This window comes from Micromonospora sp. NBC_01796 (assembly GCF_035917455.1).
Classification (GTDB): Bacteria; Actinomycetota; Actinomycetes; order Mycobacteriales; family Micromonosporaceae; genus Micromonospora_G.
The window spans coordinates 7,635,821-7,647,456 of the sequence record NZ_CP109078.1; the positions used below are offsets into that span (position 1 = coordinate 7,635,821).

Consider the following 11,636-nt stretch of genomic DNA (forward strand, 5'->3'; position numbering starts at 1 on the left):
CCACGGACCCGCCGCGATGTATCGCGAGCGGCCACGTTGACGGCACGATGGTGAACGCCGTGTTTTCAGGGGTCGGTCAGCAGGTGCCATGGTGTGTCGTTCGCCCGGGAGAGCTGAGGGATTCGGATGTTGCACCTGCTGTACCTGCGGTACACGGGGTCGGAGCAGGAAGCGGAGCCGTTCGTCCCCGGTCATGTCCTCTTCTTGGAGCGCTACCACCATGAGGGGACGTTCTTGGTGTCCGGGCAGGCGCTGCCCTCGATGGAGGGCGGCGCCATCGTGGCCTGCGCCGCCGATCGCGCAGCAATCGAGCGGGTCGTTGCGGAAGACCCGTTCGTCAAGGCGGGGGTCGCGACGTACGCGGTTACGACGATCGATCCGGGGCGGGTTCACCCGGCGCTGGCGGGCATGCTCGGAGTCGACGCTTCCCGAGTACGCGGCTGATACACGGGTACGGATCCAGCACGCCACCGAAGCCAGCACTGTTGTGAAAATTAGGGGTGCCGCGACTGCTATACCACTAGTCGAAGAAGGCCGCCTGCATCAGGGTTCCTGCCACCATGGAAGCATTATCGTCAGGCGCGAGGAAACGGTAGATCTCGAATTCAGCAGCCGGGCCATCGACGTAGAATGACAGCTTGTCCTCCAAGCCATGCATGTGCCCCGCTAACACCTCTCCTATGTGGTCGCAGTCAGACTTCGACGCTACACCGATAATCACTCCCCTATCCGACAAGACGGACTGGATCCCGTATGCCGACAGGCGCCCCCGCAGCTCGGAATCCGTCTCCTCCTTCGATCGTACGTTTATCCTAATCGTCAGGTGAACCATCATGACCTCTTTCCTTGAGCGGTGAACCTCTCCGTTACTCACTTCGCTCACCGGGGGCATGGCGACAGTTCCCCGGCCACGGTCAGCGTTACCGTACCGGTCCTGGACACCCCACAAACCCTGCAATCCCCCGTTGCGCCGTCAATCCGCACTACGTGGCCGCAGCCCCGGGACGTCCTTCGTCGTCCACTGAAGGTCTACCAGGCCGCCCACCGGCGCAAGAAGGAGCCGGAGGGAGCGCCAATGCCTCCTTCTCGACTGAGCCAGGACCGGCAAGACGAACCTCGACGGTTACGTCGAGCGCATCGCCACCATTCTCCCACTCGTGCTCCCACTGAACTTGAGCACAACGGCCACTGTGGCCACGAGCAGCACCAGGGCGCCCACCACACGCAACCACTTCGCTCTGTGCTCCACCCGATCATGATCGCAACTGCCCGCCACCTGCGGACAGCCCCGATCTTGGTGACTGACCCATCGGCGACACGGTGCGCAGCACCGGCACGACGCCACCCAACAGGATGTAGTACCCGTCACCCCCCGCCTGCGCGCCGTGCGCGCCTCGTCCGGCTGTCAGGCCACACGATCGCCAATGAGAATGTTGCCCATTGGACCTACGCTCGCGTAATGACGCGTGCACGCCGCCACCACCTACTGACCCTCGTAGGCTGCATGCTCTTCCTCGCGGCGGGCGTCGGGTTGTGGCTCGATTGGGGCGTGGGAGTTTGGCTACTTCAGGGTGCCGCCCTCCTCGCCATCCACCTGTCACTTCGTTTCAATCGTCCTGCAGTGGAGGCGCCGCAGGACGGCCCGCAGTCAGCGGAGAGGGTCCTGAGATGGTATCCAAAGTGGTGGTAATTCCGATTCGTACCCTTCGACACCGCCCCCGGTTGGAGGGGCGTGATCAGCAACTCACCCTGCTGCTTGCCTCGACCACTCGCGCTGACCTCGGCAGCCACCTGTGAGGTCGACCGGCTGGCTGTCGACCGACAGGATTTGATCCTCCATGGCAGAATCTTTCGCGTGATCAAGGGTTGGCTGAAGCGGTGTCGAGATGCCCGATACCCCTTCTACTGCCTGGGGATCTTGGCTGGCCTCGCACTTATCTGGTGGCCGTACTCCACTCAACGCAACCTGGACGAGTGGGCTGTGCAACTGCGCCAGCAGGGCACTCCCGCTGAGGCGGTGATCTACGACCAGGTGACCAAATCAGGCGGCAACAGGTCGCCCAACAGTGAGACGATGCACGTCCGCTACGACTTCGCCGACCAAACCCGTGTCGGCGAGGTGGGATGTTGGGACGTCTGCTGGCCGGCGGGAACACCGGTACGGATCTGGGTCAATCCCGCCGACCCAGGCGACTTCGTTGCCGAATTCGGCACGTTGAGCGGTAACCGCGGCAGGATCCAAGGGGGCTTCGGGGCGGCGGGGTTCGTACTCACCGTCGTTTCCATCGGGGCGACCATCCTCCGGCTGAACCAGGGACGCGACAACCGCCTCGACCGTCGGCGCAAAACGGTGCTGGCGACACATCAGCCCGCTCGCACCGAGTCAACCCGGCGTCGAACCAGCGCGCGGCGCAAACACAAGTCGTGACGCCATGACCGGCGTCGGTTGGACCTGCCTCCGGGACGGAGATGGGGGCGGCCGATAGGTTGGGCGTGCTGCGCCCTACCGACATCCCCTGACTCGAAGGACAACTCCGATGGCGAAGATCATTTCCACGTTGTTCATCTCGGCCGACGGTGTGGCCGAGATCGACCCCGATTGGCATTTCCCGTACTTCGACGCGAACATGGGGCGCGCCGTCGGCGAGGACTACGACACCGCCGACGTGCTGCTCATCGGCCGGGAGACCTACGACAGCTTCGCCGGGGCCTGGCCAGACCGCGAGGCCGCGGGCGGGGACGACGCACCGTTCGCCAAGCAACTCGGGGACGTACGCAAGGTGGTCGTCTCGCGCCAGCCGCTGGAGTTCTCCTGGCGCAATTCCGAGCTGATCAACGGCGATCTCCTCGACGCCGCGAGTGCGCTTAAGGCCGATGCCGGCGTCAAGGGCATCCTCATCCCCGGATCGATCTCCGTGGTGCAGCAACTGCTCGCCGCAGGGCTGGTGGATGAGCTGCGCCTGTTGGTGCATCCGGTGGCGGCACGCAAGGGCCGCAGGCTGTTCGACGACGGCGATGCGCCGTACCACCTGAAGATGACGGCGACCGAGGCGTTCCCGACGGGCGTGATCCGCGTGATCTACTCGCCGACCGCAGAACCCGCCAAGGTCGGCTACGACGAGGTCAAGGACCAGGTTCCCGCTGGTGGCTGAACAACCCGACGCCCGAGACTCACCGAGGGGCGCCTCAATGACCACGGTCGGCAGGTTGCGGCGATCTGCCCGACAGCGCCAGAGGAGGTCCTGACGATATGCACAATCTGCCGTTCGACCGACCCGGCCGGTTCTGGCGGGGCAACCTGCACACCCACTCCGACCGGTCGGACGGAGGATTGCCACCCGACCAGATCAGCCGTCTCTACCATGAGGCCGGCTACGACTTCGTGGCCATCACCGATCACTTCCGACCCGAGTACGGATTCCCGGTCACCGACACCCGGCCGCTTCGAACGTCCACGTTCACCACTCTGATCGGCGCCGAACTGCACGCGCCTCGTACCGAGTTCTCCGAGGAATGGCACATCGTCGCGGTCGGCCTGCCACTCGGTTTCTCACCGCCCACCTCCGCAGAGTCCGGACCGGAGCTGGCCCGCCGAGCCCGCGCAGCCGGGGCGTTCATCGGTATGGCGCACCCGGCGGCATCCCTGCTCACCCTCGCCGACGCGGAGAGCCTGGAGGCCGCACACGCCGTCGAGGTGTACAACGCCCTGTCGGCATGGGAGGACCGAGGCGACAGCTGGCACCTCTGCGATCTGCTCCTGGGCCGAGGTCACCGGCTCAGCGTCTACGCAGCCGACGACGCCCATTTCCAACCCCAGGACCCGCCAGCCCACGCAGCCTGGGTGCAGGTGCGCGCCGAGTCGCTCGACCCCGCCGCGTTGCTTGCCGCCCTGAAGGCCGGCCACTACTACGCCAGCACCGGACCCGAGATCCATGCGATTCAGCTCGATGACGACAGCATCACGGTCCGCTGCTCACCGGCCGGCCGGGTGCTGGTCACCGGCTGCGTACCCGGTAAGCGGGTACGGGCAGGCCACGGACGCACCGAGTGCTCACTTCCACTCGACATGTTCCGGGAAAGCGCCTACGTCCGAGTGACCGTCATCGACGCGAACGGCGGACGGGCCTGGAGCAACCCGATCTGGCTGAGCTGAGCCAAACTTCCCGCATCGGGTCCCAACAGATGTCCCGCTCCCCACACTGCCAGAGCTCCGGCTCGCGTACGTTAGCGCCATGGCGACCCATTGGACCCTGGGATGCGACGCCGACAATCCGCAGCGGCTCGCCGCCTTCTGGGCGCTTGCCCTGGCGTACGTCAAGGAGCCCGGTTTCGAGGAGCCCGACAACGCGTCCATCATCGACCCGGATGGCCACGGTCCCGCGATCAGTTTCCTGAAGGTGCCCGAGGGAAAGACGGCCAAGAACCGGATGCACGTCGACGTCCGGGTGGCGGGTCCGGGTCCCTGGGACATGACCGAGCGGGCACGACTGATCCGGCGAAGGGTGCCCGAGTTGGTGTCCGCCGGTGCGACGGTGGTCCGCGAGGAGTGGTACGGCGACGTCCTGGGGCACGTCGTCATGCAGGACCCCGAGGGCAACGAGTTCTGCGTCGCCTGACGCCGTGGTGGGTTGTGGGTTCGGGGGCGGTGGAGATGACGAGACACGTCGCCGTACCCCTGGTGACACTCCCACCGACCTGTCGCCCGGTGTCTCTGGCAGCCTGAGGAGATGCGTTTCCTTGGTTGGCCGTACGACTTCCGCGGAGAGCCGTGGGCGGACATCGCGACACGGCTGCACGCCGTCCTCGACAGCAGCACGACCTACCAACCGGTGCTCGACATCGTCGACAGCGTCATCGCGTTCGAGGCCGAGAACCTTCTGGCGGGCACCACCTCGATGACCGACCTCATCGTCACAGCCGTACCCGTCACACCAGCACCGGTCGACGTCATCGTGGTCCGGTCGGCCCACGACTGGGTGACCATCGAACACCTCGCACACACCGGCCGCAACGACCGGATAGCCAGGCCGGCTCGGGACGGGGTCGCCTTGTTCTGGCGATTCGTGATTGAAAAATTCGGAATTCACCCCACGCCGACCGGTGCACCACCTGAACAGCCAGCACGCTGACGGACCCGATCGAGTCATCCCGAGCTCACCATGTCCTGTAGCGATGAGGCGAGATCCTGCCATCGCGCTGCACCGCCTGCGGCTGCGTCCGGGTGAGCTGCGTCCCCTCGATCGTGCGTCGGGCGTACCGTCGGGGTACACCGTGTACCAAATCTCAACCCCGGTGAGGTGTCAGATGGCCGAGCAGGCGCAGCCCACGCCAGGACAGCGAGTCGAGCGTCTACGCCGGGCTGCCGGCCTCTCACGGGAGAGGCTCGCCGGACTGGCCAGCCTCTCGGCCACCACCATCAAGTTCATCGAGAACGGCAAGCGGAGCCTGACCCTACGGGCGGCCCAGCAGCTTGCTCCACACCTCGGCGTTCGGGACCTTGGTGACCTGTTCGGGCCGGCGGTCACCCTGTCGCTTGACGGCCACCCCAGCCACCCTGCGGTCGAGGACGTCCGCCGGGCGTTGACCTCATGGCACGTGACGGTCACCGGGGAGCCCGCCACCACCGAGTACCTACGCGGCACAACCGACTCCGCATGGCAGACGTGGCACACCTCGCGCCAGCAGCGAACCGAGATCGGAGCCCTGCTACCCGGCCTGCTCAACGCCACCCAGCGGGCGGCACGACTCCACGAGGGACCCGACCGACGTACCGCCCTGGCCCTGCTCGCCCAGTCGTACCACTTGGCCCAGGCATACCTGGCATGGCACGGCGACCGCGAACTGTGCTGGCTGACCGTCGACCGGGGCATGGCCGCGGCCATGGACGCGGACGACCCGCTCGCCCTGGCACAGGCCATCTGGTACGCGGCGCACCTGCTCCGGTCCACCGGTCGGAGTGACGAAGCGGTGGAGCGGCTACGAGAGGCGCGCAACCTGATCGAGCCAAGGGTTGCGGACGGCCCGGCCGAGTACGCCGAAATGCTGGCCGATCTGCATCTCTGCGCGGCGTTGACGCGTGCACGCAACGGCGACCAGGGCGCCTGGGCGGATTGGGAGTCCGCCCGGAACATCGTGCACCGGGCGCTACCGGCGGACTTCGTCGGCCTCCGGACCCGGGTGTCCCGGCCGCTGGTCGAGGTGTACGCGGTGATGTGCGCCGTCGACCTCGGTGACCCGGACGAAGCGCAGCGGCGGGCACATGCCCTCGACTCGCTGACCATTCCCTCCACTGAGCGCCGAGGTCGGCACTACGTCGAGCTGGCCCGCAGCGCCGATCTTGAGGGCGCTCGCGAGGCGACCCTGCACCTGCTGACGAAGGCGGATGCCACTTCACCCGAGACGGTGCGGTTTTCACCGGCAGCCAGGGACATGCTGACCCGGCTGGCAACGGAGGCGCCCGCGTCGGTTCGCGGCGACGCGGTCGAGCTGGCCGAACGAGCGGGCGTCAACCTGTAGGGGTACATGCCGTAACCGGGTACATCGCGTACCCCTCAGCACCTTCGCTTATACCTACCGTGACTCCATGGTCGCGGCAAGGTGTCGCACCGACTGCGCCCGTGGTACCTCGTAGCCGTTCACCTCGCCCCACCTACCGATCGCGCCGGTACGGGTTGAGCTTCGCGGGACGCCGCTCGGACCCGGTGCGGCGGTCTACGACCCGATACCGAGCCTTTCGCAGAGCCCACGCAGCTCCGTCCAGCCAGTGCCCCGGCGGGACCGCTCCAGCAGGCTCCGTACGGTCTCAACCATGATCGGATTTCGCATCCGCTGGGGCGCCAGGCGGTCCGCCGCCAGGAGCATCCGCAACGCTTCGGCGTCCCGACCGGTTCTTGCCAACGCCCGACCGGTGTCCGAGTAGAACGCGAACTGTCGGGAGATCGAATCCACCGCGTGCGGCGTGGTGCCCCGTGCAATCTCCACAGCCCGCCCCGGCGAATCGCCATCCGCTTCCATCGCTATTCGCCAGAAGTTGATGTTCGTCGGGCCGAACATGAGCCGGAGGGCGTCGGAGTCGCCCGTGTCGGCGGCGATCCGCTCCGCCAGTGCGACGGGCTCCATGGCGTCTTCGGCCCGTCCGAGCGCGTACAGCGCGTACGCCTGGGTCATGTAGAGCTGCCCCAGCATCTCGCGGCCATCAGGCAGGTTGGTGTGCGCCTCCAGATCGCGGGCCGCGTGGTCGGCGATTGTCAGCGCCCGCTCGTACAGGCCGCAGCCCGTCGCGGCGTGGGATCGGGCGAACGCGGCAAGGCCGAGCATGACCGGCTGGTCGAGCGCCTCGGCAGCCTGCTGCGCCCGGTCGGCGACAAGGCATGCGGCGGCAGGGTTGCCGGCGTACCTGACCACGAACGAAGCGGTGTCCTCGGCGATGACAAGTGCCCGTAGCGCCTCGGCACGCTCACTGCCGTAGGCCGCGAGATGGAGGCCGCGAAGCAGACTCGGGATGCGGGTTGTCGCGCCGGCGTAGTCGCACCGGGCACGAAGATCGCGGATCAGGTCCAGTTCATGAGTGAGCGCGGTTATGGGAAGGGCATCCGCCTGTGCCGGCCGGTATTGGAGGTCTGCCTCAATGACGGCACGCAGTGTCTCGTACACGGAACCGCTGACCTGTGCATCGCCGTGGTCGACAGGCGCGGCCGGCTGGCCGGTGAGGTCGGTGACCGGGCAGCGGAGCCCCTGGGCGATGGACGCGAGGGTGAACCGGTTGTCGGCGCTGATCTCACCGCGTTCGATTCGCGACAGCGTGGAATGGTGGATCCCGGCCAGGTCGGCAACGACCCGAACCGTGAGTTTGAGCAGCTTACGGCGATCGCGAATCCGCTGACCGATGGCGGCGTCCGGAGTGGATCTGCGCGGCATGACGTCCTCCCTGAGGGGATGCTGCCACCCACGGTACGACCCATGGTGCACGTACGCACCAACCTAGGTATTCATCGCCCTACTGTCCGCTTAACAGCACGGTGTGTGAGCACACCATTGCTTTCCGAGCTTGGAGGTACGCGATGGCGATCAACAGCACCAGACGAAAGTGGTTCGCGTCGGGTGTCGATCCGGCTCCAGCCCCAGTGGTTCCCCTCCCCGTCTCGGAGCCAGACATTGCCGGGCGCGAGCGACCACTCGTGGCGTTGGTCGCGGCGGCAGAATGCGACCCTGGGCCGGTCGAGCAGGTGACCCCCGGCCCCGCACCGGAACCGGTCGAGCCGACCCGCACGGTAGGCCAGCGTCCGGCTCTGGCGGTCGGGGCGGCGATGGTTGGACGGTCCTACCGGTCGGACCCCGCGACACGGAGGCGGCTCAACTCTCGGCAAGCCGCCTGGTGGGGGGCCGTCATGAGCGACGCTGCTCAAATGATCCGGGACGCGCTGCGGGTGGTTGCCGAGCACCGGGACAGCACGTGCGAACAGTGCAAGGAAGACGGATCGTGCCGAGCACTCGACCGGGCACGGAGCCTCGTCGCGACGCCGAGCGAGTGGTGACCGCCACCCTGCCGCCCGTCCCGCGCGGCCTGCTCCTCCGGCTCCAACCGGGCGAGTGGTACGACGACGGCAGGCCGGCCACGACGGCAACGACCGTGCGGGTGTTCGCGATAGACCGGATGGCGCCCCGGCTACGCGGACTCGACTACGAGTTCTGGGTATCCGCTCACACGCTGAGATGCACCCCAGCGGAGGCGTTGAAGCACCCGCCCTGCGCGAGTTCCTACGTCCCGCGCGCGGCAATCGAGCGGCATCTCAGGGAGCCGACGCGGTGAGCCGGCAGGACGAGCGACTCACTCCGGCCGCGATCTGGTGGGCGGCGACCCGGACCCTCGACGCCCACCTCAACGGCCGCCAGTGCCCACAGTGCAAGGGCGCCGAGTGCGAGCAACTGGCGTGGGCCATTCGGCAGCGGCCCGCCGGGCGGTCGGCGTCGGTGGTGCCGGTCCTCCTCGCTGGCGTGACCCCGTGACCAATCCGGAGGCGGGTACGGGGACGACGCGGGCGCTGGTCAAGGTCACCGTCAACCTCACGCCTCGGGCGGTCAACGCCCTCGACACGGCGTGCGCGCGGACCAGGGACACGAAAACGGACACGATCAACCGGGCACTCGTCGTTTACAACCTGGTGCACGACCTGATGGAGCACGGCGGCGGCAACCTCACCGTGCAGCGCCCGGACGGCAGCACCGAGCGAGTCCACCTGTTGTGACCAGTCCGGGTCGGCGGCAACCGGCTCCGGACAGCAAGACGTCGCCCCGGACCATCGCGGTCCGGGGCGACGTCTATCTGCACGGTGGGCACGGTCTCGGGATATGGGTGGCAGATCGGTGCAGGCGTGACACTCCGCCGAATGCGGGTGAGCGATATCCGAAGCTTGCCGGAGGCAGCGGATAGTGTGTCGAGCATGGTGGACCTTGAGGACGTGATCAGGTCTCTATTCCGGCAACCCACAGGGCCGACGCACGAGAATCGCTCTGTCGAACGGCTCGACAATGGAGCCTTCCATCTCGACTACTACGACCCTGACCACGTATACCTGGTGACGGTGCGCCAAGTCCCACGGATCCGGCTAACGCTTGAACGCCCGTTGCTGGTAGGCAGCGTCGCCGGGGTGCGTGCCGAGCTTGTGCAGGTCAGCCTGGCCAACCACATCGAGGTGGTACTCGACGCGGAACAAGGTCCGCCTCGGGAGGCTGCATCCAGCAGCTTCATGGCCTCGTACCGACAATGGGAGGGGCAAGCCGAGCGCGGTTCACGGCCGCCACCGTGGCCCGCGGAACACTTTAGGAGAATCGCTCTCACCGTCTCCGACGACATCGGCACGCCTTACCACCTCGCCTCAGGGCTGATTGGAGGTACCAGGACGGAGTGGGAAGTACGTTGGTTGTTCCGCCCGACGCCACCTGTGACAGCGCGTCGGCTGACACTGGAATTCACACCTCCGACCGGAGCCCCCGTAAAGATCGATCTCTCACTGCCTTCTCCCTGAGAGCCGACGCTAAACTGATGTGACGAAAGCGGCCTAAAGGACGTCTCGTAACTCGGTGAAGGCGTGGCCGGGTAAGGCTGCTGGTGTCACCCCGTCAGGATGATGTTGTGGATGTGGGCGATACCGGATGCGGTGTCGGCCAATGTGCGGGCGGCGCGGCGGTAGTCACGCAGGATCTTGAAACACTTCATGCGGGCCAGGGCGTGTTCGACCTGCGCCCGGACGGTGCGGTGCTGCTTGTTCAGGTTGGCCTTCCACTCGGGTAGCTCGCTGCCGTCGGTGGGCTTGCGGTACGGGATGATCACCTCGGGGTTGCCGCGGTAGGCGCCGTCGGCCATGACCGGGCGTCCGGCCAGCTTCTGGTCGATACCGGAGGTGCGGTAGACGATCGTGTCGTTGCGGTTGCCGGGTTGCGGGTCGCCGAGGGCGACGACGAGGCGGGTGTGGGCGTCGATGGCGACCTGCAGGTTCGTGCTGTAGCGGTAGTTCTTGCTCGGGGCGGCCAGGCGGTGGTCTCGGGTCGGGATGAGAGTGCCGTCGACGATCGCGATCTGGTCGATCCGACGCCGCCGCACCGGGGCCAGGGCGAGGAGGGGGCCGAGGGTGTCGATGACCCGGTGTGCGGCGGAGTGCGATACCCCGAACAGTGGGCCGATCTGGCGCATCGTCAGGTTCGTGCGCCAGTACGCGGCCACCAGCAGTACCCGGTCCGGCAGGTCGAGAGACCACTGCCGGCCCGGCCGGCCGTCAGCGATCGCGTCCCCGCCACGCTCGGCGACCAGCGTGACGAGTCTGCGGAACTGGACGGGCTGCAGCCCGGTGAACGGGAAGATCCACTCCGGGCGAGCTGCCGAGATCACCTGCACCCCGACATGATCCACCATGGACCACCTATCGAGTTACGAGACGTCCTTTAGGCAAGACCTGACGCCTTGGAGCGCAATCGCGCCATCGATGCTCGTCGTGTCTCACCGGTTACTGAGGATCGCTTCGCTGCTCCCCGCTGCCTTTCCAGTGTTGCCACCTGTTGAGACGATGGCGCCATGACGCCAGACCCAACTGCTATCCCGGTCGACGGTCGGGCATCCGAAGGGGCGATTGTGGCGGCCTACGCCATCGTCGGCGCCCGCAGAACATCGTTCGACACGATGATGTGGCAAGTACCTGCCCTAGCGACCGCAGCCCAGGCGTTCCTTCTCACGATCGCCCTCGGTCCGGACAGCCAACGCGCGGCTCAAACCGTGGCAGCTACACTCGGTGCCATCCTGGCCGGGCTGTCCGCGCAATTGATGGCCAAGTACCGGCATCTGGAAACGAGCGACAGCCGCCTCGCAGAACGGATCGAGCGTCAGCTAGGCCTTGATGGAAGCCTTGGAGCACCTCCCCATGCCCCCGCCCGCATCCGTCTAGGCGACAAACTGCCCTGGTGGGTCCGCATGTCGTCGTACCGACTCTGGATCCTCGGTATAGCAGCATTCGGCGTTGCAGACTTGGCCGTAGCCCTCGACGCAGTGGCGGGCATCGGCCTTTTCGACTGATCCGGAAGGCAGGAACATCGCCGGCCAGCAGTAGCACCCAACAGCCTCGTTAGGCTATAGCTCTGGTGTTCAA

The 11,636-nt window shown here is 66.7% G+C and carries 14 protein-coding genes; 11 read left to right on the top strand and 3 right to left on the bottom strand.

The features are described from left to right. Positions 1-126 precede the first annotated feature (126 nt). Positions 127-444 (top strand): YciI family protein, encoded by a 318-nt coding sequence (locus OIE47_RS33880; protein ID WP_326558611.1) that lies wholly within the window; start codon positions 127-129, stop codon positions 442-444. 76 nt (positions 445-520) lie between these two features. On the opposite strand, the gene OIE47_RS33885 is transcribed toward OIE47_RS33880, so the two are convergent. Then, a complete protein-coding gene (locus OIE47_RS33885; protein WP_326558612.1) occupies positions 521-883 on the bottom strand; it encodes a hypothetical protein in 363 nt (120 codons plus the stop codon). 849 nt (positions 884-1,732) lie between these two features. On the opposite strand from OIE47_RS33885, the gene OIE47_RS33890 reads away from it, so the two are divergent. The 6 genes from OIE47_RS33890 to OIE47_RS33915 all read left to right on the top strand — a co-directional run bounded on the left by OIE47_RS33890 (position 1,733) and on the right by OIE47_RS33915 (position 6,516). Next, positions 1,733-2,428 carry a DUF3592 domain-containing protein gene (locus OIE47_RS33890; RefSeq protein ID WP_326558613.1) on the top strand — a complete coding sequence of 232 codons (696 nt, stop codon included), beginning with the start codon at positions 1,733-1,735 and terminating at the stop codon, positions 2,426-2,428. 109 nt (positions 2,429-2,537) lie between these two features. Further along, complete coding sequence (locus OIE47_RS33895; RefSeq protein WP_326558614.1) at positions 2,538-3,152, top strand: dihydrofolate reductase family protein; 615 nt, start codon at positions 2,538-2,540, stop codon at positions 3,150-3,152. A 98-nt stretch (positions 3,153-3,250) separates the two neighbouring features. After that, positions 3,251-4,153 carry a PHP domain-containing protein gene (locus OIE47_RS33900; protein WP_326558615.1) on the top strand — a complete coding sequence of 301 codons (903 nt, stop codon included), beginning with the start codon at positions 3,251-3,253 and terminating at the stop codon, positions 4,151-4,153. Between the two features lie 79 nt (positions 4,154-4,232). Beyond that, the gene (locus OIE47_RS33905) at positions 4,233-4,616 is read left to right on the top strand and encodes a VOC family protein (RefSeq protein ID WP_326558616.1); all 384 of its coding nucleotides are present in this window, start codon (positions 4,233-4,235) and stop codon (positions 4,614-4,616) included. Positions 4,617-4,829: 213 nt separating this feature from the next. Next, positions 4,830-5,129, top strand: coding sequence for a hypothetical protein (locus tag OIE47_RS33910; RefSeq protein WP_326558617.1), 300 nt, complete (start codon positions 4,830-4,832; stop codon positions 5,127-5,129). A gap of 175 nt (positions 5,130-5,304) precedes the next feature. Further along, on the top strand, positions 5,305-6,516 hold the full coding sequence (locus OIE47_RS33915; RefSeq protein ID WP_326558618.1) for a helix-turn-helix domain-containing protein: 1,212 nt from the start codon (positions 5,305-5,307) through the stop codon (positions 6,514-6,516). A gap of 195 nt (positions 6,517-6,711) precedes the next feature. On the opposite strand, the gene OIE47_RS33920 is transcribed toward OIE47_RS33915, so the two are convergent. Further along, positions 6,712-7,917: a helix-turn-helix domain-containing protein gene (locus tag OIE47_RS33920; protein WP_326558619.1), complete on the bottom strand. Its 1,206-nt coding sequence runs from the start codon at positions 7,915-7,917 to the stop codon at positions 6,712-6,714. Between the two features lie 888 nt (positions 7,918-8,805). Between OIE47_RS33920 and OIE47_RS33925 the strand changes: the two genes are divergently transcribed. The 3 genes from OIE47_RS33925 (at position 8,806) to OIE47_RS33935 (ending at position 10,025) form a co-directional block, all read left to right on the top strand. Further along, positions 8,806-9,006, top strand: a complete 201-nt coding sequence (locus OIE47_RS33925; RefSeq protein ID WP_326558620.1) for a hypothetical protein — start codon at positions 8,806-8,808, stop codon at positions 9,004-9,006. Next, complete coding sequence (locus OIE47_RS33930) at positions 9,003-9,245, top strand: hypothetical protein (protein ID WP_326558621.1); 243 nt, start codon at positions 9,003-9,005, stop codon at positions 9,243-9,245. The genes OIE47_RS33925 and OIE47_RS33930 overlap by 4 nt, the downstream gene beginning before the upstream one ends. 195 nt (positions 9,246-9,440) lie before the next feature. Then, a complete protein-coding gene (locus OIE47_RS33935; RefSeq protein ID WP_326558622.1) occupies positions 9,441-10,025 on the top strand; it encodes a hypothetical protein in 585 nt (194 codons plus the stop codon). Positions 10,026-10,111: 86 nt separating this feature from the next. Here the strand turns inward: OIE47_RS33935 and OIE47_RS33940 are convergent, their stop codons facing one another. Further along, entirely contained in the window at positions 10,112-10,891 is a 780-nt protein-coding gene (locus OIE47_RS33940; protein WP_326563273.1) for a transposase family protein, read from the bottom strand. 177 nt (positions 10,892-11,068) lie between these two features. Between OIE47_RS33940 and OIE47_RS33945 the strand changes: the two genes are divergently transcribed. Then, on the top strand, positions 11,069-11,563 hold the full coding sequence (locus OIE47_RS33945; protein ID WP_326558623.1) for a hypothetical protein: 495 nt from the start codon (positions 11,069-11,071) through the stop codon (positions 11,561-11,563). Positions 11,564-11,636: the final 73 nt, after the last annotated feature.